Genomic DNA, 26,817 nt, shown 5'->3' with positions numbered 1-26,817 from the left:
GGCGCTTCGCTGGTCGAAGCGCTTCGACGACTGGAGGTCGTTGAGTGTCCCGTTCGAGAACCGTCACCGCCGCCGTTGCCCTCGCCCTGGCGGTGGCACTGGCCCCCGCCGCGCACGCGGCACCGCCTCCTGCGTTCCAGAACCCGGGGCTCCCGGTCGCGACGCGCGTCGCCGACCTGCTGTCCCGGCTCACCCTGGACGAGAAGATCACCCTGCTGCACCAGTACGAGCCCGCGATCCCGAGGCTGGGGATCAAGGCGTTCAAGACCGGCACGGAGGCCGTGCACGGCGTCGCCTGGACGACCGAGGACGACCCGGCGAAGTCCGGGCAGGTCGTCAAGGCCGCGGGGACGGTCTTCCCGCAGGCCCCCGGCCTCGCCTCCACCTGGGACGTCGGCCTGCTCAAGCGGGTCGGCTCGGTCATCGGCGACGAGGCGCGCGGCTACAACGCGACCCGTCCCGGCGTCTGGGGCCTCCAGCTCTGGGCCCCGGTCGTCAACCTGCTGCGCGACCCCCGGTGGGGCCGCAACGAGGAGGGCTACTCCGAGGACCCCTACCTGACCGGGCGGCTGTCGACCGCGGTCGGCCAGGGCATGCAGGGCGACGATCCCGACCACCTGAAGACCGCGCCGGTGCTCAAGCACTACCTGGCCAACAACAACGAGGACGACTCGCCCGGCGGCACCGGACGGCGCGACACGACCTCCTCCGACCTGCGGCCCAGGGTCGAGCGGGAGTACGACCAGCGGGCCTTCTCGCCCGCGCTGTCGGCCGACGCCGCGACCGGCGTGATGGCCTCCTACAACCTGGTCAACGGGCGGCCCACGCACGTCGACTCCGACCTCGACACGGTCGTGCGCCCGTGGAGCGGGCGGGAACTGTTCAACGTCAGCGACGCCGGGGTCGTGAAGGGGCTGGCCGAGAGCTGGTCGAACAACTACTTCGCGGGCGACTACGCCGCGGCCGCCGCTGCGATGATCAAGGCGGGCGTCGACAGCTTCACCGTGGACGACAACAAGAACGCCAACGTCGTCGGCTGGATCAAGGAGGCGCTGACCCGGGGGCTGCTCGCCGAGGGTGACGTCGACACCGCGGCCGGGCACATCCTGTCCGTGCGCACCCGGCTCGGCGACTTCGACCCCGACGGCGGCCCGTACGCGAAGATCACCCCCGCGGTGATCGACTCCGCGGCGAACCGGAAGCTCAACCGCGAGGTCACCGCCGACGCGATGGTCCTGCTGAAGAACTCCGGCGGCGCCCTTCCCCTGAAGGCCTCGCCCACCTCGAAGGTCGCGGTCGTCGGCCCGCTCGCCGACACCCTCTACACCGACTGGTACGGCGGGAACCTGCCCTACGGCGTCACCCCGCTGGCCGGGATCAAGGCGCGGGCCGGCTCGGTCGCGGGAGCCGACGGCGCCGACCGGATCGCGCTGAAGGACCTCGCCACCGGCCGCTACCTGACCGCCCCCGCCGTGGGCGGAGCGGTCAAGGCCGACGGGCTCACCGCGGGAACCGAGCAGCAGTTCGACACCGTCGACTGGGGCGGGGGTGTGCTCACCCTCAAGGCGGTCTCCAACGGCAGGTACCTGACGGGGAACACGTCCTGGCAGCCGATCCAGAACACCGCGGAGCAGCCGAACGGCTGGTACGTCCAGGAGCAGTTCGGGCTGGAGCGGCAGGACGACGGCTCCTACCTGCTGCGGTACTCCGGGTACGAGACCGAGGAGTCCTGGTGGGGACCCAACGTCTACGTGCGGACCGCCGCCGACGGGTCGCTCTCGCTGACGACGAAGGACGCCGCGTCGAGGTTCGGCAGGGACCTGGTGCGCAGCGGGGTGGACGAGGCCGTCGCCGCCGCCAAGTCCGCCGGGACCGCCGTGGTCGTCATCGGGTCGAACCCGTTCATCAACGGGCGCGAGGACCACGACCGCAAGGACCTGGAGCTGCCGGCGTCGCAGGTGGCGCTGGTGAAGGCCGTGAAGGCGGCGAACCCGCACACGGTCGTCGTCCTGGAGAACAGCTACCCGACCGCGGCCGGGTCGCTGCGCGACGAGGTGCCCGCGCTGCTGTGGACCACGCACGGCGGCGCCGAGACCGGCAACGCCCTCGCCGACGTGCTGTTCGGCTCCGTCGACCCGTCCGGGCGGCTGGCGCAGACCTGGTACCGCGACGCCGCCGATCTGCCGGACATCATGGACTACGACATCATCAAGTCCGGCCGGACCTACCTGTACTACCGGGGCGAGCCGCTCTTCCCGTTCGGGTACGGGCTGTCCTACACCTCCTTCTCCTACGGCCGGATGACCGTCGACGCCTCGGAGATCGGCACGAAGGGGACCGTCCACGTCAGCGTCCCGGTCACCAACACCGGGACGCGTGAGGGCTCCGAGGTCGTCCAGCTCTACAGCCACCAGCGGACCTCGCGCGACGCGCGGCCCGTCAAGGAGCTGCGGGACTTCGAGAAGATCAGTCTCAAGCCGGGCCGGACCCGGGTGGTGAACCTGCGGGTGAAGGCCTCCGACTTCGCCCACTGGGACGTCACCAGGGGCCGCTGGGTCGTCGAGAGGTCGGTTCAGGACCTGATGGCCGGGTCCTCCTCCGGCGACATCCGCGCCACCGGGACCGTCGCGGTCCAGGGCGAGACGATCCCGGCCCGGAACCTCGCCACCGCCACCCGGGCGATCGACTTCGACGACTACGAGGCCGTCAGGCTGCTCCCCGAGACCCTCCTCGAGGGCGACGCGGTGGGCGTGGGCGGCACGAGCCTGCTGAAGTACGCCGACGCCGCCCTGGCCGGGACGGTCTTCACCGCGAAGGTCGCCTCGACCGGCACCGGTGAGATCAAGGTCCGCCTCGACGCCCCGGACGGCCCGGTCGTCGCCACCGTCGCGGTCCCGGACACCGGCGGCGTCTACGCCTACCAGGACGTCACGGCGCCCGTCACCGGTGCCACCGGCCGCCATGACGTCTACCTGACGTTCACCGGCGACTTCAAGATCAGCACGTTCTCGATCAAGTAGCGGTCTCCTCGCCCGCCCCCTCGCCCGGCGAGGGGGCGGGCCCTCGCGGGAAGGACCAGAATGGACCGGGCAGGGCCCCGCACCATCCTTCAGCCGAGCAGGGGAGACGCCCATGAGCAGCGCCGACACCACCAGCGCCGACACGATCATCGCCGCACTTCGCACCGGCCACGACGGCCTGGTAACGCTGGTCGCCGGGTTCGGCGACGCCGATCTGACCCGGCCCTCGGCCGCGTCGGAATGGGACATCTCCCAGGTGCTCAGCCATCTCGGCAGTGGCGCCGAGATCATGCGGGGCACGTTCAGGGAGGCTCTGGGGGGCCCGGACCCGGACCGCGAGTCCAACGAGGCCATCTGGGACCGGTGGAACGCCAGGTCGCCGCGCGAGCGCGCGGACTCCTTCGTGGAGTCGAACCGGATCCTGGTCGAGCTTCTGGAGTCCCTGGACGCCGGGCGGCGCGAGGAGCTCCGGGTCGACCTGGGCTTCCTGCCCGCGCCGGTCGACGTCGCCACGGCGGGCCGGATGCGGCTGAGCGAGTTCGCCCTGCACGCCTGGGACGTCCGCGCCGCCCTCGACCCCGCCGCGACGCTGGCTCCGGAGGCCGTCCCGCCGCTCCTGCACGACACCGCCCTGCTCGGCTGGATCAGCAAGCCGGAGGCCCTGGACGGCGCGCACTCGACCGTCGAGGTCACCACGACCGCCCCGGCCGAGGTGTTCACGCTGCGCCTGGAGGAGCCGGTCGGCGTCGAGTTCGAGGCCCCGGAGAAGTCCCAGGGCGCCCTCGCCCTGCCCGCCGAGGCCTGGCTGCGCCTGGTCGCGGGCCGGCTCTCCCCGGAGCACACCCCGGCGGAGGCCACCGCGACGGGCACCGCCGACCTGGACGTCCTGCGCCGGGTCTTCCCCGGCTACTGAGCCGGCGGGGTCAGCGCGGGCGCGCGACCGCGGGTGAGGGGGCGGCCGCGGTCGAGGCCCGCACGACCAGCGAGGTGTCCAGGGTGGTCCTGGTCGTGCCGGTGGCGGGGGACTCGACCAGGCGGAGCAGCGCGTCCACGGCGGCCCGTCCCGCGGCGACCGTCGGCATGGCCACGGTCGTGAGCTTCGGGCTGATCACCCGGGCGGGCATGATGTCGTCGAAGCCGACCACGCTGAGCTGCCCGGGGACCGCGACGCCCAGCTCGTCGAGGGCCTCGATGAGGCCGATGGCGATCAGGTCGTTGTAGGCGAGGACGCCCGTGGCACCGGATCGCAGCACCTCGGCGGCGGCGAGCTCCCCGCCCTGCTCGGTCGGCGGGTTCGGGCCGAGCACGGCGAGCTCGGCGCCCCCGGCCAGGGCGGCGGAGGCGGCGGCCTCCTCTATGGCCGAGCTGTTCCACGACGAGGAGGGGCCCGCGAGCAGGGCGATTCTCCGGTGGCCGAGCCGCAGCAGATGCTCGACGGCCGACCGCGCCCCCTGCGCGACGTCCATGAGGACCGTCGACAACCCCTTGACCTGGCGGTTCACCACGACGAACGGGATCTCGACGTTCAGCCGGTCGATCGCCCGACCGGACAGCCGCGGGCTGCACAGGAGCAGCCCGTCGACCTGCTTGGCGAAGGTGCGGATCAGCTCCTCCTCCACCCGCGGGTCCTCGTCGGTGTCGGCGACGAACACGTGGTAGTCGCGCTCGCGGGCGTGGGCCTGGGCCGACTTGATCAGCGGCGGGAAGAACGGGTTGGCGATGTCGGCGACGATCAGCCCGAGGTTGCCGGTCCGGCCGGTCGTCAGCGCCCGCGCCGCCCGGTTGGGCCGGTAGCCGAGCTCCTCGGCCACCGCGAGGACCCGGACGCGGGTCTCGGGGTTGACCAGGTGCGGCGCGGAGAACGTGCGCGACACCGTCGAGACGTGGACGCCCGCCGTCCGGGCCACGTCGCGGATCGTTACGGCCACCCTGCCGTCCTTTCTCGAAGCTTGCTGGAGACAATCTTGCAAACGGTTGCTGTCGCGTCAATGCCAATTTCCTGGGCAAACGCAGATAACTGTAGCCACCCCCTTGACGGCCCGGTGGGGTTTCGTCCATGTTTCAGTGCAACCGGTTGCAGTGACGACCGCCACACGAGCCCCTCCCCCCGAGAGGAGTTGAGAACCCCATGACGACGGCCGTGCGCCGACCGCGCACCCCCTACCTCCTGATCGCCCCCGCTGTCCTGCTGATGCTCGGGTTCCTCGTGTACCCGATGTGCAGCGTCCTGTACTACAGCCTGCAGAACTACAACGTGACGCAGCCCTGGGACAACGGCTTCGCCGGGCTGGGCAACTTCGAGCGCCTCCTGCACGACCACCTCTTCTGGCAGTCGCTGGGCTTCAGCGCGAAGTGGGTCGCGGCGACCGTCTCCCTCCAGCTCCTGCTGGGGCTCGGCCTCGCGCTGATCGTCAACGAGACCTTCGCCGGACGCGCGATGGCCAGGGCCGCGGTCTTCTCGCCCTGGGCGGTGTCCGGCGTGCTGACCACCGGAATCTGGATCCTGCTCTACAGCCCCACCACCGGGGTGACGCGCTACCTGGCCGAGTTCGGGATCGGCGCGCACGGCACCTCGCCGATCGCCGACCCCGGGACGGTCTTCGGCGCGGTCGTGCTGACCGAGCTGTGGCGCGGCGTCCCCTTCTTCGCGATCATGCTGCTGGCCGATCTCCAGTCCTGCTCCAAGGAGCTGTACGAGGCGGCGAACGTCGACGGGGCGACCCGCTGGCAGCGCTTCCGGCACATCACCCTCCCGCACCTGCGCGACGCGATCGTGCTGTCGACGCTGCTGCGCGCGGTGTGGGAGTTCAACAACGTCGACCTGCTCTACACCCTGACGGGCGGCGGCCCCGCCGACCAGACCACGACGCTGCCGCTCTACGTGGCGCACAAGGCGGCCGTCGCGCACGAGTTCGGCTACGGCTCGGCGCTGACCACCGTCGGGTTCCTGATCCTCCTGTTCTTCTCCCTGGCCTATCTGCGGCTCAGCAAGTTCGGCGGTGACCGCGCATGACGCTCACGACCACCCGCCCGGGGGTCCGCACCCAGGCGCCCAGGACGCCGAAGCGGACCAGGCGACGGCCCCGCTGGGAGATCTGGGCGCCGCTCGGCCTCTACCTGGCCTTCACCCTGGTCCCGTTCTACTGGATGCTCCTGTACGCCTTCCGGCCCGCCGGCGAGACCGGGATCGTGCCGTGGCCGCTGACCACCGAGCACGTCACCAAGGTCTGGACGGACCTGGGCTTCCAGACCTTCTTCGTCAACAGCCTGAAGGTCGGCGCCGCCTCACTGGTCTTCACCACGGTGGTGGCGCTGACCGGGGGATACGCCCTGGCCCGCTACGACTTCCGCGGCCGGCGGCTGTTCATGGTCGCGATGCTCTGCACCCAGTTCATCCCCGGCGCGATGATGCTGATCCCGCTGTTCCAGGTCTTCCGCACCCTGGAGCTGGTCGACAGCCTGTGGAGCCTGATCCTCGCCGAGACGGTCTTCCAGCTTCCGCTGTCGCTGATCCTGCTCAGCGGGTTCATCAGGAACGTCCCTGTGGAGCTGGAGGAGGCCGCCTGGATCGACGGCTGCTCCCGGCTGCGCGGCTTCCTGCTGGTGGTGCTGCCGCTGCTGCGGCCGGGCCTGGTCGCCGTCGGCTCCTTCGCCTTCATCCACAGCTGGAACAACTTCCTGTTCGCGCTGATGTTCCTGAGCTCGCAGGACAAGTACACGGTCCCGGTGGGCCTCAGCTACACGATCGGGGAGTACAGCGCGGACTTCGGCGCCCTGGCCGCGGGCGGCGTCATCGCGGCGCTGCCGGTCGTCGCGGTGTTCGCGGTCATCCAGAAGTACCTGGTCCAGGGCATGTCGGCCGGGGCGGTGAAGGGATGAGGACCCTGGTCACCGGGAGCGAGGGACGCCTGGGCCGCAGCGTGGTCGCCGAGCTGGAGGCGTCGGGCCACGACGTGATCGGGATCGACGCGCGGGGCGGCACCGTCCCCGCCGACCTGACCGATCTCGGCGAGGCCTACGAGGTCATGGCGCGGTTCAGGCCCGCGGCGGTCGTGCACCTCGCGGCCATCGCCACCCCGTTCAGCCGGACCGACGGCCTCACCTACCGGACCAACACCCAGCTCGCCTTCAACGTCTGCGAGGCCGCGGTGCACACCGGGGTCGAGCGCGTGGTGGTGGCCTCCAGCCCGACGGTCGTCGGGTACGGGGCTCCGCTCGGCTGGACCCCCTCCTACCTGCCGCTCGACGAGGATCATCCGGCCAGGCCGTGGAACGCCTACAGCCTGTCGAAGCTGGCCGCCGAGCAGACCATGCAGGCGTTCGTCCGGCAGGCGGGGGACCGGGTCGCGTTCGCGGCGTTCCGGCCCTGCTTCGTGGTCGCCCCCGAGGAGTGGGCGGGCGCGCCCACGCAGAGCGGGCACACGATCCGCGAACGCCTGGAGCGGCCGGAGCTCGGCGCCGTCAGCCTGTTCAACTACCTCGACGCCCGCGACGCCGGGGAGCTGGTCCGCGTCCTGGTCGAGGCGCTGCCCGGCCTGCCGAACGGCGAGGTCTTCTTCGCCTCGGCCGCCGACGCGCTCGCCCGTGAGCCCCTCGCCGAGCTGCTGCCCACCCTGCTCCCGGAGACCGAGCCGTTCGCCGCGGCGCTGACCGGCACCGCCCCCGCCTTCTCCGCCGCCAAGGCGGAACGCCTGCTCGGCTGGCGCGCCAAGCGCGGCTGGCGCACCGAACTGGAGATCTGACGTGCACCTTTCCGGAGTCCTGTTCTTCCCCGTCACCCCCTTCGACGCCCGCGGCTCGATCGACACCGCGGTCCTGGCCGAGCATCTGCGCCGGGGCCTCGCCCACGGTCCCGGCGGGGTGTTCGCCGCCTGCGGGACGGGCGAGTTCGCCGCCCTCACCGAGGCGGAGCACGCGGCCGTCGTCGAGGTGGCCGTCGAGGCCGCGGACGGAGCCGTCCCGGTGGTCGCGGGGGCGGGCGGGCCGTTCGGCACCGCGCTCCGCCAGGCCGCGGCGGCCGCGGAGCTCGGCGCCGACGGGCTGCTCGTCATGCCGCCCTACCTGGCCGAGGGCCCGCCCCGGGGCCTGCTGGACTACGTGGCCGCGCTCGGCTCCGCCTCCGGCCTGCCCATGATCGTCTACCAGCGCGGCGGGGTCGTGCTCGACCCGGCGCAGGCCGTGGCGCTGGCCCGGATCCCCGGGGTCACGGGCATCAAGGACGGATCGGGGGACATCGACCGGATGGCGCGGATCGTCCACGCGGTCCGGCGGGAGGCAGGCACGGACTTCACCTTCTTCAACGGCCTGCCGACCGCCGAGCTCACCCAGCCCGCCTACCGGGGGCTCGGAGTGGAGCTCTACTCCTCGGCCGCGTTCTGCTTCGTGCCCGAGCTGGCCGCCGCCTTCGCCCGCGCCCTGGCGGACGGCGACCCCCTCGCCGGACGGCTCCTGGACGGCTTCTACAGCCCGCTGTCGGAGCTGCGCTGCACCGTCCCCGGCTATGCGGTCTCCCTGGTCAAGGCGGCCGTCCGGCTCCGCGGCCTCGACGTGGGGCCGGTGCGGGCGCCGCTGGTCGAACCGGCCGCCGCCCATCTCGCGGAGCTGGAGCGCGTCATCAAGACCGGCCTGGAGCTGCTGCCGTGACCGTCAAGGAGCTCCGCAGCACCCTGCACCGGGTGCCGCTGCCCCGCCCCTGGGGCCCGGACGTCCCGGCGGTCCATCTGATCGTCACCGAGCTGACCCTCGACGACGGCAGGACCGGCACCGGCTTCTCCTGGACCCCCTCGATCGGAGCCCACGCCGTCCACGCCCTGCTCGAACACGACCTGAGGGACGCCGTCCCCGGGCTGCCCGCCCATCCCGAGGCCGTCTGGGACCGCCTCTGGGAGCATCTGCACGAGGCGGGCGGCGGCGGGCTCACCACGATGGCGCTGGCGGCCGTCGACCTCGCGCTGTGGGACCTGCGGCCCGACGCGCTGACCCCGCGGCGGCCCGGGGTCCCGCTCTACGGCAGCGGCGTCAACTTCCACTACTCCCTGGCCGAGCTCGTCGCCCAGGCGGAGCGCTGGCGGGCGGCGGGCGTCCCCGGAGTGAAGATCAAGGTCGGCCGCCCGGACGTCGGCGCGGACGTCGAGCGGATCGCGGCCGTCCGTGAGGTGATCGGCCCGGACCTGCCGCTCATGCTGGACGCCAACCAGCGCTGGGACCTGCCGCGGGCCCGCCGGGCCCTGACCGCCTTCGCCCGCTTCGACCCGTACTGGATCGAGGAGCCGCTCCGCGCGGGCGACCTGGCCGCCCATGTCCGGCTGAGGGCCTCGACCGCGATCCCGTTCGCGCTCGGGGAGAACCTGAGGACCGTCCACGAGTTCCGCGACTTCCTGGTCGCCGGAGCGGTGGACGTCGTCCAGCCGAACGTCGTGCGGATCGGCGGGATCACCCCGCTGCGCCGCGTCGCCGACCTCGCGGCGGCGTTCTCGGTGCCCACCGCGCCGCATCTGCTGCCGGACCTGTCGGCCCCGCTCGCCCGCACCCTTCCGCTCCCGGCGATGGCCGAGGACGTGGAGGACGCCTCCTTCGCCGCGCTCGGCCTCCTCGCCGAGGGCGCGACCGGCGGGCTCGGGCTGCGGTTCGACCCGGCCGCGCTGGCGGAGACGAGGATCGCATGAGGGTCGTGCTCGCAGGGGGCCACGGCCACGGCCGGTGGCATCTGGAGAACCTGCGCAGGCTGGAGGGCCTGGTCGAGCTGGCCGGGATCTGCGATCTGGCGCCCGTCCCCGGGGCGGAGGTCCCGCAGTCGCCCGACCTGGCCGGGCTGATCCGGGCGACCGCCGCCGACATCGCGATCATCGCCACCCCGATCCCCACCCACCCGGCCCTGACGCTCACCGCGCTGGCCGAGGGCGCGCACGTCCTGCTGGAGAAGCCGACCACGGCGACCTGGGCGGAGTACGAGCGGCTGCTCGCCGGGACGGCCGCGGCGGCCCCCGCCTGCCAGGTCGGCTTCCAGAGCCTCGGCTCCGCGGCGATCGCGGCGGCCCGCGCCGAGATCGCCCGGGGCGCCATCGGCGAGGTGCGGGGGATCGGGGTCGCGGGATCGTGGCGGCGCGAATGGTCCTATTTCACCCGCGCGCGCTGGTCGGGCCGCCGCCGCCTCGACGGCGTCGACGTGGTCGACGGGGCGCTCACCAACCCCTTCGCCCACGCGGTCGCCACCGCACTGGCCGTCGACGGCTCCGAGGGGCCGGACGACGTCGGCGCCGTGGAGCTGGAGCTGTTCCACGCCTACCCGATCGAGAGCGACGACACCTCGGCGCTGCGGCTGCGCACCGCGAAGGGCACCGTGATCACCGTGGCCGTGACGCTCTGCGCCACCGCCAGGAGCGAGCCCTATCTGCTGGTCCACGGCACGGAGGGGGTGCTGAAGCTCGTCTACACCCGCGACGAGATCACCGTGAACGGCGTCACGACCGTCCATCCGCGCACCGATCTGCTGGAGAACCTGGTCGCCCATGTGCGGGGGGAGGCCGCGCTGATCGTCCCGCCGGAGCGGACGGCCGCGTTCATGCGCGTGCTGGAAGCCGTGCGGACCGCGCCGGACCCCCGCCCGATCCCCGAGGCGTTCGTCGCCGCCGACGCCGCGGGCCGCACGGTGCCCGGCGTCGAGGAGCTCGTCGCCCGCAGCGCGATGGGGCTCGCCCTGTTCTCCGAGCTCGGCGAGGAGTGGGCGGCATGACCTACCTCTACGTCACCGAACCGAACCTTCCCGGCCATCTCGCGCCCCGGCCCTACCTGCATCCGGTCCACACCCGCCGCGGCGTCGAGGTCACCGCGCTCCGCCCCGCCGACCACCCCCACCACCTGGGCGCCGGCATCGCGATCGCGCATGTGGCGACCCCGGAGGCCAAGCACAACTTCTGGGGCGGCTCGACCTATGTGCGCGGCGAGGGGCCGCGTCTGCTGGACAACCACGGCCGCCAGCGGCACCTCGGCTGGACCTCCCGCGACGCGGACGGCTTCACCGAGCGGCTGGCCTGGACGGGCCGCGACGGCACCGACCTCCTGCACGAACGCCGCACCCTGGCCGTCCGCCCGGCGGGCGAGGACTACCTGATCGACCTCTCCTTCGCCCTCACCAACATCACCGGCGGGCCCGTCGAGCTCGGCAGTTCCGCCACCAACGGCCGTCCCGGCGCGGGCTACGGCGGCTTCTTCTGGCGGGCGCCCGGCTCCCGCCCCGACGTCCTGCCCGTTCCCGAGGAGCGCGCGCACGGTTCGCACGCCCCCTGGGTGGCCCTCCAGACCGACGCCTGGACGCTCGCGTTCGCCGGCGGCCAGGGCGATCCCTGGTTCGTCCGCGCCGCGGAGTTCCCCGGCGTCGGCTCCGCACTCGCCTGGTCCCGCCCGGTCGTCCTGCGACCCGGCGGAACGCTTCGACGCACCATCACCACCCTCGTCGCCGACGGCCGCCTCTCCCCGGAGGCGATCGCGGCGCACCTCACCGAAAGGCAGTGACCCCCCATGTCAGGACCCCACCCCGGTCGCCTCTCCGCCGTCGTGCTCGCGGCGGCGCTCGCCCTCACCGCCTGCGGCGGCGACGACAAGGGCGACGGCAAGACCCATCTGACGTTCTGGGACAACAACGCCAGCCCGACCGTCACCCCGATCTGGCAGAAGACCATCACCGACTTCGAGGCCGCCAACCCCGACATCAAGGTCGACTACGTCGGCATCCCCACCGCCCAGGTCTCCCAGAAGTACGACACCGCCATCGCCTCCAACGCCCTGCCCGACGTCGGCGCCGTCACGACCGCGTTCCTGGGCAACCTGACCGCCCAGAAGGCCCTGGCCCCCCTCGACGAGCGGCTGGCCGGAAGCCCGCTCAACGGCAAGCTGTCCGCGCCGTTCCTCACGCTCGTCAAGGGCGCCACCGCCGACGGCAAGCTGTACGAGCTCCCGCTCAGCGGCAACGTCGGCACGCTGTGGTACCGGACCGACTGGTTCAAGGACAAGAACCTCAAGCTCGACACCTGGGACGACTTCTACTCCGCCGCGGGCAAGCTCACCGACGCCAAGAACAACAGGTTCGGTTTCACCATCCGCGGCGGCGCGGGCTCCATCGCCCAGATGCTCGAGATGGTCTACGGCCAGTCGGGCGTCGCGGAGTTCTTCGACGCCTCGGGGAAGACGACCGTCAACGACCCGCGGAACGTCGCGGCGCTGGAGCGGCTCGTGTCCCTCTACAAGAAGGCCACGCCCGCCGCCGACGTCAACAACGACTACACCAAGATGGTCGCCCAGTTCGACGGCGGCACCATCGGCGTGATGCAGCACAACCTCGGCTCGTCCGGCGACCACAAGAAGGCGCTCGGCGGCCCCGACAAGGTCCTCGGCACCACCGTTCCCGCGGCGCCCGGCGGCGGGCACGTGATCGTCTCCAACCCGGTGACGGGCGTCGGGGTCTTCAAGTCCGGCAAGCACCAGGACGCCGCCTGGAAGTTCGCCGAGTTCGCCTCCGGCGCGGACAACTCCTCCCACTTCAACTCCAGCACCGGCCAGATCCCGGCCAACACCGACTCCGCCGCCGCGCCCTGGGTGAGTGAGAACCCGACCCTCGCCAACGCGGTCAAGGTCATGGCCGACCCGTCGACCAAGGTCGTCCAGCTTCCGTACTACCTGCCCGAGTTCTCCGCGGTCACCAAGACCGAGGCCGAGCCGCTGTTCCAGAAGGTCCTGCTCGGCTCGCTGCCCGCCAAGGACTTCCTCGACCAGATCGCCACGAAGCTCAACGACGCCCAGGCCAAGTACAAGCAGCGCAACGGCGGCTGACCCGCCCCCGGCCCACCCCCCTTTCAGGAGACTTCTCATGCGAAGAGCTCTCTTCGTGCTGCCCGCGCTCGCCGCGGCGGCGCTCGCGGTGCCCGCCGCGCCCGCCGCCGCCGTCCCCCATCCCGACCTCGGCCGTCAGGTCCTCGCCGCCGGCGACGGCTGGGGGTCGGACACCACCGGAGTCACCGGAGGCGCCTCCGCAGCCGCCGGCCGGCGTTTCACCGTCCGCGACCGGGCCCAGCTCGCCGCCGCCCTCGCCACCGGCGACACCCCGAAGATCATCTATGTGGACGGCGCGATCGAGGGGAACACCGCCCCCGGCGGAGCGCGCCTGACCTGCGCCGACTACGCCACCGGCGGCTACACCCTCGACGGCTACCTCGCCGCCTACGCCCCCGAGACCTGGGGAACCGCCGATCCCTCGGGGCCGATGGAGGACGCCCGCGCCGCCTCGCAGAAGAAGCAGGCCGAACGGGTCGTCCTGGAGGTCCCGGCGAACACGACCATCGTCGGCCTCGGCTCCCGGGCGGCGCTCCGGCACCTGAACCTCATGGTCAGGAACGTCGACAACGTGATCATCCGCAATCTGACCTTCGAGGACGCCGCCGACTGCTTCCCCGCCTGGGACCCCACGGACGGGGCGACCGGCAACTGGAACTCCGAGTACGACAACCTGACCCTGACCGGCGCCACCCACGTCTGGGTGGACCACAACACCTTCACCGACGGCGCCAACCCCGACAGCGCGCAGCCGCTGCTGTTCGGCCGCCCCTACCAGGTGCACGACGGCGAACTCGACATGATCAAGGGGACGGACCAGGTGACCGCCTCCTGGAACGTCTTCACCGAACACGACAAGACCGACCTCATCGGCAGCAGCGACAGCGCCGACGCCACCGACGCGGGCAGGCTCCGCATCACCTTCCACCACAACCTGTGGGACGGCTCGATCCAGCGGGCGCCGCGCGTCAGGTTCGGCCGGGTCGACGTCTACAACAACTCCTACGTGATCCCGTCGGGGCCCTACGAGTACTCCTGGGGCGTCGGCAAGAACTCCGGGATCGTCGCCGAGCTGAACTCCTTCGCCGTCCCGGCCGGGGTGCCGCTCGGGAAGATCATCCACTACTGGAAGGGCACCGCGATCAGGGAGGGCGGCAACCTCGTCAACGGTGAGCCCGCCGATCTCCTGGCGGCCTACAACGCCGCCTACGATCCCGACCTGACCGCCGACGTGGGCTGGACGCCCGTCCTGCGCAGGACCGTGCACCGCGCCCGCGACGTCCGGCGGGTCGTCGCGGCCGGCGCGGGAGCGGGCAGGGCCGGGATCGACGAGAGGATCACGGTGGGGACGGACGCGCCGACCGTCCAGGCCGCGGTGGACGCCGCCCCGGCCGCCTCCGCCCGTCCTGTGACGATCGTCGTGCCGAAGGGGAGGTACCGGGAGGTCGTCACCGTTCCCGCGGACAAGCCGAACCTGCGGCTCGAGGGCGGCACCCGCCGCCCGGAGGACACCGTCATCACCTACGACAACGCCAGCGGCACCCCGAGACCGGGCGGCGGCACCTACGGGACGACCGGGAGCGCGACCGTCACGATCGCCGCCTCCGACTTCACCGCGACCGGGCTGACCTTCGAGAACGCCTTCGACGAGGCCGCCCATCCGGAGATCACGGCCCGGCAGGCCGTCGCGGTGAAGACGACCGGAGACCGCGTCGCCTTCGACGGCGTCCGCTTCCTCGGCAACCAGGACACCCTCTACCTCGACTCGGCCGCCAAGGGCGTGACCGCCCGGGTGTACGTGCGCCGCTCCTACGTCGAGGGCGATGTCGACTTCATCTTCGGACGGGCCGCGGCCGTGCTCGACCGGGTGGAGATCATGGCCCTGGCCAGGAACGGCACCCCGGCCGGGTATGTGACGGCCGCCAGCACCGTGGGCACTCAGCCGTACGGATTCCTGATCATCGACAGCGCGATCAGGAGCACCGCGCCCGCGGGCTCCTACCATCTGGGCCGCCCCTGGCATCCCGGGCTCGACGCCGACGGCGTCCCGACCGTGCCGTCCGTCGTGGTCCGTGAGACCCGGCTGCCGTCCGCGATCAGCAGGGACCAGCCGTGGACCGACATGTCCGGGTTCTCCTGGCGGGACGCCCGTTTCGCCGAGTACCGGAACCACGGCCCCGGCTTCGCCCTGAACCCCGGCCGCCCGCAGCTCACCGACGCCCAGGCCGCCGGCCACGAGATCGCCGACTACCTCGGCGACTGGACCCCGCCCGTCTAGGCCGTCTCACCACCCGGGGGAGGGGCGCCGCGGGGCGCTCCTCCCCACCCTGAGAGGAACACTGATGATCGAGGAGTTCGGGGTCCTGCCGTCGGGAGAGCGCGTCCTGCGCCACACCCTGAAGAACGGGAAGGGCCTGCGCGCCCGCGTCCTCACCTACGGCTGCGTCGTCCAGACCCTGGAGGTCCCCGGCCGCGACGGGGAGCCCGCCAACATCGTCCTGGGCTGCGCCACCCTGGACGGCTACCGGGAGAGGAGCCGCTTCTTCGGCGCGGTCGTCGGCCGCTACGGCAACCGGATCGGCGGCGCCCGCTTCACCCTGGACGGCACCGTCCACGAACTGCCGGCGAACCAGGGGACGGTGAGCCTGCACGGCGGGCTGGCCGGCTTCGACAAGAAGGTCTGGGAGGTCACCGCCGCCACCTCCTCCTCGATCACGCTGGAGTACACCAGCCCGGACGGCGAGGAGGGGTATCCGGGAACGCTCCAAACACGGGTCACCTACACGGTCACCGAGGACGACGCCCTGCAAGTCGACTACCACGCCACCACCGACGCCCCCACGGTCGTCAACCTGACCAATCACTCCTACTTCAACCTGGCGGGCGAGGACGCCCCTGACGTCTACGACCATGTCCTCCACCTGCCCGCGGCGTCCTATCTCCCGGTCGACGCCGCCCTGATCCCCGAGGGGGGACCGGCGCCCGTCGAGGGGACCCCCTTCGACTTCCGCACCCCGAGGACCCTCGGCTCCCGCATCCGCGAACCCCATCCGCAGATCCTGCGCTGCTGCGGCTACGACCACTGCTACGTCCTCGACGGCGCCCCGATCCGGGTGGAACACCCCGCCTCGGGACGGATCATGGAGGTCACCACGACCGAGCCGGGCGTCCAGCTCTACACCGCCAACTTCCTCGACGGCCGCATCCCCGGCACCTCCGGCCGCACCTACCGCCAGGGCGCCGGCCTCTGCCTGGAGACCCAGCACTTCCCCGACTCGCCCAACCGCCCCGACTTCCCCTCCACGGTCCTGCGCCCCGGCGCCGAACACCGCTCGACGACCGTCTACCGCTTCACCACGGCCGCGGCCCGGACGGACGCGTAGGCGTCTGCGGAAGCCGAGCCGCACGGCGAAGGCCCCGGCGGGAAGCCGGGGCCGGACGGTGCGGTGCGGTGTGGAGGATCAGACCTTGGCGAGTTCTCCGGGGGCCGGATCGGTGGCCTCCTCCTGGGGGCGGGCGTGCTTGGGGAGGAGGAAGACGGCGGCGAAGACGAGGACGAGCATTCCCAGCTCCACGTAGAGGGTGAACTGCTCGGCCTCCACGAAGCCGGAGTGCTTGATGCGCTCGAAGAAGACCGTTCCGAGGACGGCGGTGCCGAGGGCCGCGCCGAGCTGCTGGACCGAGGTGAGCGTGCCGGAGGCGGAGCCCGTCTCGTGCGGCTCCACCGAGGCCAGGACGCTGTCGAAGAACGGGGCCATCACGAAGCCCATGCCGAGGCCGGTCACCGCGAGGGCGGGGGCGAGCTGCCACGGGGTGACCTCGACGCCCTTCCACTGGAGGGTGAGGATGACCCCGGTGACGCCCAGCGCCATCACGATCAGCCCGGCGTGCATGACCTTGCGGCCGAACCTGCCGATGAGCGCCTGGGCGATGATGAACGCGGCGACCATGCCGATCGAGGACGGGATGCCGGCCATGCCCGCCTTGAAGGGCGAGTAGTGCAGGCCGATCTGGGTGTACAGGCTGAACGTCAGCCAGAAGCCGGTCATGGCGGAGAAGAAGACCAGGCCGAGGATCATGCCGCCGGAGAAGCCGCGCTTGCGGAACAGGCTCGGCTCGACCAGCGGGTCGCCGCCGGTGCGGGCCTTGCGCGCCTCGAACCAGCCGAAGAAGCCGAACACCGCGACGGCCAGCGCCATGAGGGCGAACGCCCAGGCCGGCCAGCCGTGCTCGCGGCCCTGGACCAGCGGGAAGATGATCAGAGCCGAACCGGCGGCGGCGAGCACCGCGCCGACCAGGTCGAGCCGGACGGTCTTGGCGGTGCGCCAGGCCGGGAGGTAGACGAGGCCGCCGATGATCGCGAACAGGCCCAGCGGGATGTTGATCAGGAAGATCATCCGCCAGCCGGTGCCCCACAGGTCGGCGTCGATGAGGAAACCGGCGAGGATCGGGCCGCCGACGCTGCTCAGGCCCATGACGGGACCGAACAGGCCGAACGCCTGGCCCTGCTCCTTCTCGTCGAACATCTCCTTCAGCATCCCGAGGCCCTGCGGCAGCATGATCGCGCCGAGCAGGCCCTGGGCGACCCGTGCGGCGACGAGCTGCCCGGGGGACTGGGCGATGCCGCAGGCGATCGAGGAGAGGGTGAAGCCGACGGCGCCGATCAGGTAGATGTTCTTGCGGCCGAAGATGTCGCCGAGGCGTCCGCCGGTGATCAGGCCGATCGCCATGGCCAGGGTGTAGGCGGCGCCGAGCCACTGGATCGTGGTCTCGCCGCCGCCCAGATCGGCCTGGATCGCGGGGGCGGCGATGTTGGTGACGAGGGAGTCGAGGAGGTCCATGACCTCCGCCGCGAGGATCACGAACAGGGCGATCCAGCGCCATTTGTAGGGGGCGGTCTCTGTCATGGGGTGCTCCGGGGAGATTAAGGAACGCTGTTTGTTCGGCGAACACTGTTCTACGCCTCGAACGATGATCGTGTCAAACGGTGTTCGTTGAACCGAACGGCGTTCGCCGCAAGTACGATGTTCGCAACTGGCCGCTGAGGAAACGATATATCGCGTCGAAGAGATGTCAAGATATATCGGTAAGTATCGTTGGGAGTCCGCATGGACCTGGAGATGCCGGTACCGCCGTGGAAGAAGCAGCGCAAGCCCGCCAAGGCACGGCAGCCGCTGACCCAGGAGATGATCGTGGACGTGGCCATGCGGATCCTCGACGCCGAGGGCCTGGACGCCGTGAGCATGCGGCGGGTCGCCCAGGAGCTGGACACCGGCCCCGCCTCGCTCTACGCCCATGTCGAGAACAAGGGCGAGCTCCTGGAGCTCCTGGTCGAGCGGGCCGCGGGCGGGGTGGTCGTCCCCGAGCCCGACCCGGACCGCTGGATGGACCAGATGAAGGAGATCGCCCGTCAGATCAGGGCCAACCTCGTCGCCCACGCCGACCTGGCCAAGGCGGCGATGGCGGGCGTCCCCACGACCGAGACCGCCGTCTCGATCACCGAGGGCATGCTGGCGATCATGAAGGCGGGCGGGATCCCGGGGCAGCAGGCCTCATGGTTCGTCGACCGGGTCTTCCTCTACATCAACGGCGACGCCTACGAGGGCTCGCAGTGGCACTCGATGATCCCCGAGGGCCAGGACGCCGAGCGGTTCGTCGCGGACTACTTCGGCGGGATCAAGTCCTACTTCGGCTCCCTCCCGCCGCAGCGCTTCCCGCACCTGCTCGACCGGCTGGAGGACATGTTCTCCGGAGCCGACGACGAGCGCTTCGAGTTCGGCCTCGACCTGCTGCTCCGGGGGCTGTCGACCTACCGCGAGACGCCCTGAGCGATCAGCACTTCTTGTAGCCCCTGCGGCTGTTCCAGGTGCAGGAGTCGGCGAGTTTGTCGGCCGGGGTGAACAGATGGGCGCCGCCCTTGACGTTCGGCCAGGTGTGCTTGGCGAACTGCTGGTAGAGCGTGGTCTTGGTGTTCTTGCCGCGTCCCATCCTGACCACGAACTGCCGGCCCGGCAGGACGATCACGTTCTTCCGGTAGAAGTACAGCGTGAGCGGCGAGTTCTTCAGGGCCGCCCGGTAGCCGATGGTCCACCCCGAGAGGTTGACCTTCTTCTTCCCGTAGTTCTTGACGACCAGGAACTCGCCGTTGACGTTCTTGCGGGTGTCCTTGCCCTTCGCGTCGTACCGGACGTAGCTGAACCGGATCGTGGACGCAGCGGCCTCGGCGGGCACGGCGGCCAGCGGAACGGCGAAGGTCGCCGCCGCGGCGGCGGCCGCCAGGGGGAGGGCTCGGAACCTGCGCAAGGAACTCTCCGATCTTCGGGGGAGCCAGCAGACTACCGACCTGCCAGAACATCGCGGAAGGCCGCGTGCCAGTCGAATCGCCCCGGGGAGTCGGGGACGGCGAACACGACGTCGGCGAACCGGCCCCGGTAGGCGCCGCCGAGCAGGTCGGCGAAGATCAGCGCGACCTCACGCGGGTCGTTCATGAACACCCCGCAGCCCCAGGCGCCGAGCACCAGCCGGCGATGCCCCTCGGCCAGGGCGAGCGCCAGGACCTTCTCCGCCCGCTGTTCGAGGGCGGCGGCGACCGGTGAGCCGTCCCTGATCGTCGTGCGGGTGTCGCGCAGCGCGCCCCGGTTGGGGGCGGCCGAGGTCACGAAGGACACCGGATAGGCCTCCGGCAGCAGCGCTCCGGAGTCGTCCCGGAAGACCGGGACGCCGGGGGAGTAGATCATGTGGTCGCTGTAGAGCAGGTCGCCCTGCTCGCGGTGGAAGGCGTAGAACTCGGGCACCGAGCGCAGGCTGGCGTACAGGCCGGACGAGCGGGCCAGGCTCTCCTCCTGGGCGTGGGCGCCGCGCAGGAAGCCGCCGCCGGGGTTCTTCGCCGAGGCGAAGTTCAGGGCGAGGACGTCCCCGCGCAGCCGCTCGGTCGCCTGGGTCGTGGTCTCGTCGGTCACCGTGATCACCGTGGCGTGGCGGTCGGCGGAGGAGGGCTCGGGGAAGTCGCCCGGCCGGTAGAGCCGGGTGCCCTTGACGCACTCGGCGAGGGCCGCGGCGATCTCGACCGTCCGCCCGCCGGCCGTGTAGTGGCCGGCCTCCATGATCGCGACGGTCTCCTTGGCGATGGACTTGCGTGGGTTTCTACTCATGATGAGAACAACTTTCCTCCACGGCACCGCCCCGCGCAACCGGAAATCCGGTTGTGCCCGTGCGATTGACTGGTGCCCGTGCTTCTGACGATCTCGACGACCATGACGCCCGCGACGGAGCTGGGATTCCTTCTGCACAAGCACCCAGGCCGGGTCCAGGAGTTCTCCCAGTCCTACGGAACGGCCCACGTCTTCTACCCCGAGGCCGGTGCGGAGCGCTGCACCGCCGCCCTCATGCTCGAGGTCGATCCGATCACCCTCTCCCGCACCCGTGCCAGGAACAGTCCCGACTTCTCCCTGGGCCAGTACGTCAACGACCGGCCCTACGCGGCCTCGTCACTGCTGACCTCGGCGATGAACGCGGTCTTCCGCACCGCCATGCGCGGCCGCTGCGCGTCGCGGGAGGAGCTGGCGGCCTCGGCGATCCCGCTGGAGCTGTCGCTGCCCGCCCTGCCCTGCCGCGGCGGCCCCGACTTCGCCCGCCGGCTGTTCGAGCCGCTCGGCTGGGCGGTCGAGGCCGTCCCCGTCCCGCTGGACGAGCGGTTCCCCGAATGGGGCGACTCCCGCTACGTGACCCTCACCCTGCGCGGCACCGTCCGCCTCGCCGACGCGCTGAACCAGCTCTACGTGCTGCTGCCCGTCCTGGACGACGCCAAGCACTACTGGGTCGCCCCCGACGAGGTCGACAAGCTGATCCGCTCCGGTGACGGCTGGCTCGCCGCCCACCCCGAACGCGGCCGGATCACCCGCCGCTACCTCGGCAACCGCCGCACCCTCGTGCAGAGCGCCCTGGCCAGGCTCGCCGAGGTCGACGACGCTCCCGAGGACGCCCTCGCGACCCCGTTCACCGAGCCGGCCGAACAGGAGCACGAGAAGAAGGTCCCGCTGAACGAGCTCAGGGCCGAGGCCGTGCTGGCCGCGCTGCGGCAGGAGGACGCCCGGAGCGTCATCGACCTGGGCTGCGGCCCCGGCGCTCTGCTCGCCCGGCTGGCCGAGGAGCCCTCGTTCACCCGGATCGCCGGGACGGACGTCGCGTTCGGCGCGGTCCGCACGGCCCACCGCAGGCTCGGGATCGACCGGCTGCCACGCGCCCGGGCCGAGCGGATCACCCTCTTCCAGGGCGCGCTGACCTACGCCGACGACCGGTTCGCCGGATACGACGCCGCGGTCCTGATGGAGGTCATCGAGCACGTCGACCCGTCCCGGCTGGGCAGCGTCGCCGAGGTCGTCTTCGGCCGTGCCAGGCCGAAGACCGTGATCGTCACGACGCCGAACTCCGAGCACAACGTCCGCTACGAGGGCCTGACCGGCCTGCGCCACCCCGACCACCGCTTCGAGTGGACCCGCGCGCAGTTCCGCGCCTGGGCGGAGGAGATCGAGCGGTCCTTCGGCTACGCGGTCCGTCACGTTCCCGTGGGCGAGGACGACCCCGAGGTCGGCCCGCCCACCCAGATGGGGGTCTTCACCCGATGACCGAGCTCAAGCTGCCCGCGATGGGCCTCGTGCTGCTGATCGGCGTGTCCGGCTCGGGCAAGTCGCACTTCGCGCGCCACCACTTCAAGGCTTCGCAGGTCGTCTCCTCCGACCACTGCCGGGCCGTCGTCTCCGACGACGAGAACGACCAGTCGGCGACCGGCGACGCCTTCGACCTGCTCCACTACATCGTCGCCAAGCGGCTGCGCCGCGGCCTGCTGACCGTCGTGGACGCCACGAACGTCCAGCCGAAGGCCCGCCAGGCGCTCCTGCGGGTCGCCAGGGACCACGACGTCCTGGCCGTCGGGGTCGTCCTGGACGTCCCCGAGTCCCTGGCCAGGGAGCGCAACGCCGGACGCCCCGAGCGGCAGCTCCCCGACCATGTCATCCCGCGCCAGCTCCGCGAGCTCAAGCGGGGGATGCGCGGGCTGCACCGCGAGCTCAAGCGCGTCTACCTCCTCAAGCCGGAGGACGAGGTGACGATCACCTACGAGCGGTCGTGGACCGACAAGCGCGAAGAGCGGGGCCCCTTCGACCTCATCGGCGACGTCCACGGCTGCCGGGCCGAGCTGGAGGCGCTGCTCACCGAGCTCGGCTACACACTGGAGCGCGACGACCTCGGCCGGGCCGTGGGCGCCCGCCACCCGTCGCGGCGGGCGGTGTTCCTCGGCGACCTCGTCGACCGCGGCCCCGACACACCGGGCGTGCTCCGCCTGGCCATGGGCATGGTCGCCGCGGGCGACGCCCTCTGCGTCCCCGGCAACCACGAGAACAAGCTCCTGCGCGCCCTCAACGGCCGCAAGGTGACCGTCTCGCACGGTCTCGCCGAGTCCCTGGAGCAGCTCGCCGCCGAGCCGCCGGAGTTCGTGGACGCGGCGAAACGGTTCATGGACGGCCTCGTCAGCCATCTCGTCCTCGACGAGGGACGGCTGGTCGCCGCGCACGCCGGGCTCAAGGAGGACTTCCACGGCAGGGCCTCCGGCCGGGTCAGGTCCTTCGCCCTGTACGGCGAGACGACGGGGGAGACCGACGCGTACGGGCTGCCCGTCCGCTACCCGTGGGCCGAGGACTACCGGGGCCGGGCCATGGTCGTCTACGGTCACACGCCCGTCCCCGCGGCCGAGTGGGTCAACAACACGCTCTGCGTCGACACCGGCGTGGTGTTCGGCGGGCGGCTGACCGCGCTGCGCTACCCCGAGCGGGAGCTCGTCTCCGTCCCGGCGGAGAAGGTCTGGTACGAGCCGGTCAAGCCGCTCGAGGCCGAGACCGGTCCCGGCCGGGCGCCCGACACCCTCACCATCCGGGACGTCCTGGAGGTGGGCGGGGTCGAGACCCGGCTGATGGGCCGCGTCTCCGTCCGCGAGGAGAACTCCCTCGCCGCTCTGGAGGTGATGAGCCGCTTCTCCGCCGACCCGCGCTGGCTGCGCTATCTGCCGCCGACCATGGCGCCCGTGGCCACGTCGCGGCTGGACGGCTTCCTGGAGCACCCGGCGGAGGCGTTCGCCGCCTACCGGGCGCAGGGCGCGGGCCGGGTCGTGTGCGAGGAGAAGCACATGGGTTCGCGGGCCGTCGCGGTGGTCTGCCGCGACGGCGGGCTCGGCCCGTTCGGCATCGACGGCCCCGGCGAGATCCACACCAGGACCGGGCGGCCGTTCTTCGGCGACCCCGCCCTCACGGCCGAGCTGCTCGGCCGGATCACGAACGCCGCCACCGAGGCGGGCCTGTGGGAGGAGCTCGAAAGCGACTGGATCATGCTGGACTGCGAGCTGCTGCCCTGGTCGGCCAAGGCCCGTGAGCTGGTCCGCGGCCAGTACGCGGCGACCGGCGCCGCGGCGCGCACCTCGCTGCCGCTGGCCAGGGAGCTGCTGGAGAAGGCCGCCGCCCGCGGGCTGCCCGTCGGCGACCTCCTCGGCAAGGCCGTGCGCAGGGACGAGAACGCCGCCCTGTTCCGCGACGCCTACGCCCGCTACTGCTGGCCGGTCGAGGGGCTGGCCGGGGTCAGGCTGGCGCCGTTCCAGCTCCTGGCCTCGCGGGGCGCCTGCCACGCGGCCCGCGACCACCTCTGGCACCTGGACGTCGCCCGCCGCCTGGCGGCGGCCGACCCGACCGGAACCCTGAGGGAGACCCGCGCCCGGGTCGTCGACCTCGCCGACCCGGCGAGCGAGGAGGCCGCGACGCGCTGGTGGCTGGAGATGACGGACGCGGGCGGCGAGGGGATGGTCGTGAAGCCGCTGGACGCCGAGCCCGGCACCGGCGAGCGCCGCGACCCGGTCCAGCCCGGCCTCAAGGTCAGGGGCCGGGAGTACCTGCGGATCATCTACGGTCCCGACTACACCGAGCCGCACAACCTGGAGCGGCTGCGCGACCGCTTCCTCGGCCGCAAGCGCTCCCTGGCGATGCGCGAGTACTCCCTGGGCGTCGAGGCCCTGGACCGCCTCGCGGCCGGTGAGCCCCTCTGGCGCGTCCACCAGGCGGTCTTCGCGGTCCTCGCCCTGGAGTCCGAGCCCGTCGACCCCCGCCTCTGAGAACACGAGAGCCGGCCGGAGACCTCGCGGCCTCCGACCGGCTCACGTCACCCGGGATCAGGTGATCACGTGCTGAACAGCATCCCGAAGAGGGAGCCGTGGTGACCGTGACGGCCGTGGTGGTGGTGCACGACGGGCGCATGGTGCCCCGCACCCCAGCCCGGCTGGGCCACCGGCGGCGGCGGGGGAGCCTGCCGCCACTGGCTCTCGACGCGGGCGAGCGTCTCCAGCTCGCCATAGTCGAGGAAGATCCCCCGACACATCTCGCACTGCTCGATGTGGACCCCGTTACGGTCGAAGGTCCGCATCGTGCCCCGGCACTTCGGGCACTGAAGCATTTCCGCCACCCTTTCCATCATGACCCGGGGGGTCACGACAGACGTTTTTTGATGGCACCTTACGCCATCAAGCTGCTGGAAGCCCGCCGATTCGGTCACACGTATCGATAAGTGCCGTTTCGTAGGCGTCGAGGCTCCGGTCTTCCTCTACAGCATGTGAGACGCACCGCGCGGCCGTTTGGATCGCGAGAGCCTTCGCCGGAAGATCGAGCAGTTCCCAGGGGTCGGTTCCGGGAGGCAGCGCGACGCCTCCGGCCTCCTGGTAGGAGTGCAGGAACCGGGACCAGACCTCCGGTGGCAGGATCCCCGCGGCGAACAGCGCGGCGGGCCTGGCCAGGTCCCAGACGGGATCGCCGACGCCGAGATCGTCCAGGTCGATCAGCCGCCAGCCGCCGGCGTGCCGGACGAGCTGCCCGAGATGCCAGTCGCCGTGCACCACCCGGTTCCTCCCCGGGACCTCGAGGACCGCGGGCAGCGCGTCGAAGGCCCTGCGGACGGTCTTCGCCGCCGGATGACCGGTCTCCAGCCGGGTCAGCACGATCTCGCGGACCTTGTCCGGGGCGCCCTGGCGGGGGAGTCCGGGCGGCGGGGGGACGGAGTGCAGGGCGGCGAGCAGCCGGCCGCCCTCCTCCCACGGGGCCCGCGCGGGATCGCCCGGATCAACTGGTTCGCCCAGAGGCCACGAACTCACCCGATGACCGTTTATCGTCTGAAGGGGGCCGAGCGGCCTCAGCAGGATCCCGGGATGGGCGGCGGCCACGGCCAGCCGTGCCTCCAGATCCCGGGTGGCGGGATGGTGGGATTTGACGATCACCTCGCCCACCTTGATCACCAGAACGTCCCGGTGCTCGTAAACCACGGCGGGTTCGCCTAGACCGCCTGCCGCCCTGGCGACTACGGTGAGCAGCTCCTTCATCCCAACCAGTCAACCACGATCGGTCTGTGAGAAACCTGTTGAAAGTAGAAGGCAGGCCAACTTCTCATGACACACTGGGGCCGATCGTGCCATACCGTTACCTGCGGAAATGGGCTCACTACAGTGCGTAGATCGCTTTGGGCGGATGCCCGCGACTGTGGGTAAGCTCACCCGAACGCAGTGCCCCGTCGTCGATCTTGAGGAGTTGGAGACACAGTGCCCGGTCGTTCCGAGCCGGATGGCGAGAGTAGGACTTTCGCCCGCGGTGCCGCCCCTTGGCTGGTCCCCGGCCTGGTGGGAAGTGCGGCAGCCGCGTTCCTGGCCAGACGGTCTCGCTTCCGCATCCCGGTCGGCCTCGCCGCCGCCGGTGTCGCCGGAGGTATGGCCTGGTTCTTCCGTGACCCGCCCCGCCAGGGCGAGGGACTCCTGATCTCCGGTGCGGACGGAGTGGTCCAGAGCATCGACCCGTGGCCGGACGGCCGTACCAGGGTCGCGGTGTTCATGAGCCCGCTCGACGTCCACGTCAACCGGGCCCCGATCGCCGGCAAGGTCCTCTCCGTCGAGCACATCAAGGGCGGCCACGTGCCCGCCTTCAACAAGGAGAGCGAGCGCAACGAGCGCGTCGTCTGGCGCTTCGACACCGCGATCGGTGAGCTCGAGTGCGTGCAGATCGCCGGCACCGTGGCCCGTCGCATCGTTCCCTACCTGGCGGAAGGGGCGACGGTGGCCCAGGGCGAACGGCTCGGGCTGATCCGCTTCGGCTCCCGCTTCGATGTCTACCTTCCCGCCGGAATCCGCCCCGCGGTGACCGTCGGGCAGAAGACCAGGGCCGGTGAGACGCACATTGTCCTCTCTTGACACCGTCGAAACCCAGGCGCCCGGCACCGAGCGCCTCTCCCCGGCGGACTTCCTGACCCTGGGCAACGCGCTGTGCGGCATCGCCGCCCTGCGCAGCATCATGGTCCAGGGCGACTTCCGGGGCACCGACAGCCGGTTCTTCGCCGGTTCGGTGCTGCTGATGCTGATCGGCGCGGTCTGCGACCTGTTCGACGGGCGGATGGCTCGGCGCTGGCGCAGCACCCCCTACGGTCCGCACCTCGACAACCTCGCCGACGTCATCACCTTCGGGCTCGTCCCGGCGGCGATGGTGCTGGCCTGGGCCGGCTTCGACGACCAGCAGCGGGCCCTGCCCGCGCTCGTCGCGGCGGCGGCCTTCTTCCTGGCGATCGTGGTCCGGCTCGCCCGGTACGTCACGGCCCCCAGTGAGCCCGGCATCTTCCGGGGCATGCCCGCCCCGCTCTGCGCCTTCACGGTCGTGTCGATCATCGTGCTGTCGCCGCCGCTCCCGGTGGCCCTCGGCGGGGTCGTCTGCGTGGCGGTGCTGGCCGTGAGCCGGCTGCCCTTCCCCAAGCCGAGCAGCCGCAAGCTGGCGGGCATCATGGTCCTGTGGGCCGTGCTGTCCTCGGTGATCATCGTGGCCTGGGCCGCGAAGGTCCCCGGCGGCGAGGGCTGGATGCGGCTGGTCGCCGGTTCCGAGCTGTTCGCCGCGGCCTTCATCCCGGCGATCAT

Annotated in this window: 22 protein-coding genes and 1 pseudogene; 17 read left to right on the top strand and 6 right to left on the bottom strand. The window is 71.6% G+C overall.

The window, feature by feature from the left end; translation table 11 throughout:
• Positions 1–44 precede the first annotated feature (44 nt).
• Together ABD785_RS20285 and ABD785_RS20280 are read left to right on the top strand one after the other, a co-directional pair.
• A complete protein-coding gene (locus tag ABD785_RS20285; RefSeq protein WP_344830532.1) occupies positions 45–3,020 on the top strand; it encodes a glycoside hydrolase family 3 protein in 2,976 nt (991 codons plus the stop codon).
• 112 nt (positions 3,021–3,132) lie between these two features.
• The gene (locus ABD785_RS20280) at positions 3,133–3,933 is read left to right on the top strand and encodes a maleylpyruvate isomerase family mycothiol-dependent enzyme (RefSeq protein ID WP_344830530.1); all 801 of its coding nucleotides are present in this window, start codon (positions 3,133–3,135) and stop codon (positions 3,931–3,933) included.
• A gap of 10 nt (positions 3,934–3,943) precedes the next feature.
• Here ABD785_RS20280 and ABD785_RS20275 read toward each other — a convergent pair whose 3' ends face one another.
• Positions 3,944–4,948, bottom strand: coding sequence for a LacI family DNA-binding transcriptional regulator (locus ABD785_RS20275; RefSeq protein WP_344830528.1), 1,005 nt, complete (start codon positions 4,946–4,948; stop codon positions 3,944–3,946).
• Between the two features lie 200 nt (positions 4,949–5,148).
• Between ABD785_RS20275 and ABD785_RS20270 the strand changes: the two genes are divergently transcribed.
• The 10 genes from ABD785_RS20270 (at position 5,149) to ABD785_RS20225 (ending at position 16,228) form a co-directional block, all read left to right on the top strand.
• The gene (locus tag ABD785_RS20270; protein WP_344830524.1) at positions 5,149–6,033 is read left to right on the top strand and encodes a carbohydrate ABC transporter permease; all 885 of its coding nucleotides are present in this window, start codon (positions 5,149–5,151) and stop codon (positions 6,031–6,033) included.
• Entirely contained in the window at positions 6,030–6,899 is an 870-nt protein-coding gene (locus ABD785_RS20265) for a carbohydrate ABC transporter permease (protein WP_344830521.1), read from the top strand. The genes ABD785_RS20270 and ABD785_RS20265 overlap by 4 nt, the downstream gene beginning before the upstream one ends.
• A complete protein-coding gene (locus tag ABD785_RS20260; protein WP_344830517.1) occupies positions 6,896–7,762 on the top strand; it encodes an NAD-dependent epimerase/dehydratase family protein in 867 nt (288 codons plus the stop codon). The genes ABD785_RS20265 and ABD785_RS20260 overlap by 4 nt, the downstream gene beginning before the upstream one ends.
• Position 7,763: 1 nt before the next feature.
• The gene (locus tag ABD785_RS20255; RefSeq protein WP_344830514.1) at positions 7,764–8,663 is read left to right on the top strand and encodes a 5-dehydro-4-deoxyglucarate dehydratase; all 900 of its coding nucleotides are present in this window, start codon (positions 7,764–7,766) and stop codon (positions 8,661–8,663) included.
• Positions 8,660–9,685 carry a mandelate racemase/muconate lactonizing enzyme family protein gene (locus tag ABD785_RS20250; protein WP_344830510.1) on the top strand — a complete coding sequence of 342 codons (1,026 nt, stop codon included), beginning with the start codon at positions 8,660–8,662 and terminating at the stop codon, positions 9,683–9,685. Before ABD785_RS20255 ends, ABD785_RS20250 begins: the two co-directional genes overlap by 4 nt.
• On the top strand, positions 9,682–10,752 hold the full coding sequence (locus tag ABD785_RS20245) for a Gfo/Idh/MocA family protein (RefSeq protein WP_344830507.1): 1,071 nt from the start codon (positions 9,682–9,684) through the stop codon (positions 10,750–10,752). The genes ABD785_RS20250 and ABD785_RS20245 overlap by 4 nt, the downstream gene beginning before the upstream one ends.
• Entirely contained in the window at positions 10,749–11,531 is a 783-nt protein-coding gene (locus tag ABD785_RS20240; RefSeq protein ID WP_344830504.1) for a DUF6807 domain-containing protein, read from the top strand. Before ABD785_RS20245 ends, ABD785_RS20240 begins: the two co-directional genes overlap by 4 nt.
• Before the next feature lie 6 nt (positions 11,532–11,537).
• A complete protein-coding gene (locus ABD785_RS20235) occupies positions 11,538–12,845 on the top strand; it encodes an ABC transporter substrate-binding protein (RefSeq protein ID WP_344830500.1) in 1,308 nt (435 codons plus the stop codon).
• A 37-nt stretch (positions 12,846–12,882) separates the two neighbouring features.
• Positions 12,883–15,123, top strand: coding sequence for a pectinesterase family protein (locus tag ABD785_RS20230; protein ID WP_344830497.1), 2,241 nt, complete (start codon positions 12,883–12,885; stop codon positions 15,121–15,123).
• Between the two features lie 64 nt (positions 15,124–15,187).
• A complete protein-coding gene (locus ABD785_RS20225) occupies positions 15,188–16,228 on the top strand; it encodes an aldose epimerase family protein (RefSeq protein WP_344830494.1) in 1,041 nt (346 codons plus the stop codon).
• 78 nt (positions 16,229–16,306) lie between these two features.
• Here ABD785_RS20225 and ABD785_RS20220 read toward each other — a convergent pair whose 3' ends face one another.
• On the bottom strand, positions 16,307–17,752 hold the full coding sequence (locus ABD785_RS20220) for an MFS transporter (RefSeq protein ID WP_344830491.1): 1,446 nt from the start codon (positions 17,750–17,752) through the stop codon (positions 16,307–16,309).
• Positions 17,753–17,953: 201 nt separating this feature from the next.
• On the opposite strand from ABD785_RS20220, the gene ABD785_RS20215 reads away from it, so the two are divergent.
• Positions 17,954–18,673: a TetR/AcrR family transcriptional regulator gene (locus ABD785_RS20215; protein WP_344830488.1), complete on the top strand. Its 720-nt coding sequence runs from the start codon at positions 17,954–17,956 to the stop codon at positions 18,671–18,673.
• Positions 18,674–18,677: 4 nt separating this feature from the next.
• Here ABD785_RS20215 and ABD785_RS20210 read toward each other — a convergent pair whose 3' ends face one another.
• Positions 18,678–19,148, bottom strand: a complete 471-nt coding sequence (locus ABD785_RS20210) for a lamin tail domain-containing protein (RefSeq protein WP_344830485.1) — start codon at positions 19,146–19,148, stop codon at positions 18,678–18,680.
• Between the two features lie 32 nt (positions 19,149–19,180).
• The gene (locus tag ABD785_RS20205; protein ID WP_344830483.1) at positions 19,181–19,996 is read right to left on the bottom strand and encodes a TIGR02452 family protein; all 816 of its coding nucleotides are present in this window, start codon (positions 19,994–19,996) and stop codon (positions 19,181–19,183) included.
• 78 nt (positions 19,997–20,074) lie between these two features.
• On the opposite strand from ABD785_RS20205, the gene ABD785_RS20200 reads away from it, so the two are divergent.
• Positions 20,075–21,469, top strand: coding sequence for a 3' terminal RNA ribose 2'-O-methyltransferase Hen1 (locus tag ABD785_RS20200; protein ID WP_344830929.1), 1,395 nt, complete (start codon positions 20,075–20,077; stop codon positions 21,467–21,469).
• Positions 21,466–23,994, top strand: a complete 2,529-nt coding sequence (locus ABD785_RS20195) for a polynucleotide kinase-phosphatase (protein WP_344830481.1) — start codon at positions 21,466–21,468, stop codon at positions 23,992–23,994. The genes ABD785_RS20200 and ABD785_RS20195 overlap by 4 nt, the downstream gene beginning before the upstream one ends.
• A 65-nt stretch (positions 23,995–24,059) precedes the next feature.
• Here the strand turns inward: ABD785_RS20195 and ABD785_RS20190 are convergent, their stop codons facing one another.
• Together ABD785_RS20190 and ABD785_RS20185 are read right to left on the bottom strand one after the other, a co-directional pair.
• The gene (locus ABD785_RS20190; protein ID WP_344830927.1) at positions 24,060–24,332 is read right to left on the bottom strand and encodes a TFIIB-type zinc ribbon-containing protein; all 273 of its coding nucleotides are present in this window, start codon (positions 24,330–24,332) and stop codon (positions 24,060–24,062) included.
• Positions 24,333–24,399: 67 nt separating this feature from the next.
• Positions 24,400–25,248 carry a phosphotransferase family protein gene (locus ABD785_RS20185; protein WP_344830477.1) on the bottom strand — a complete coding sequence of 283 codons (849 nt, stop codon included), beginning with the start codon at positions 25,246–25,248 and terminating at the stop codon, positions 24,400–24,402.
• A gap of 216 nt (positions 25,249–25,464) precedes the next feature.
• Here ABD785_RS20185 and ABD785_RS20180 point away from each other — a divergent pair, with 216 nt between their 5' ends.
• Together ABD785_RS20180 and ABD785_RS20175 are read left to right on the top strand one after the other, a co-directional pair.
• Complete coding sequence (locus tag ABD785_RS20180) at positions 25,465–26,106, top strand: phosphatidylserine decarboxylase (protein WP_344830474.1); 642 nt, start codon at positions 25,465–25,467, stop codon at positions 26,104–26,106.
• A pseudogene (locus ABD785_RS20175) lies at positions 26,081–26,611 on the top strand (CDP-alcohol phosphatidyltransferase family protein); the annotation flags it as partial. The gene ABD785_RS20180 and the pseudogene ABD785_RS20175, both read left to right, overlap by 26 nt.
• Between the last annotated feature and the right edge of the window lie 206 nt (positions 26,612–26,817).

The organism is Actinocorallia longicatena, assembly GCF_039534125.1.
Lineage (GTDB): Bacteria > Actinomycetota > Actinomycetes > Streptosporangiales > Streptosporangiaceae > Actinocorallia > Actinocorallia longicatena.
The sequence above is the reverse complement of the archived record's forward strand: the minus strand, read 5'-3'. Positions and strand labels throughout refer to the sequence as shown.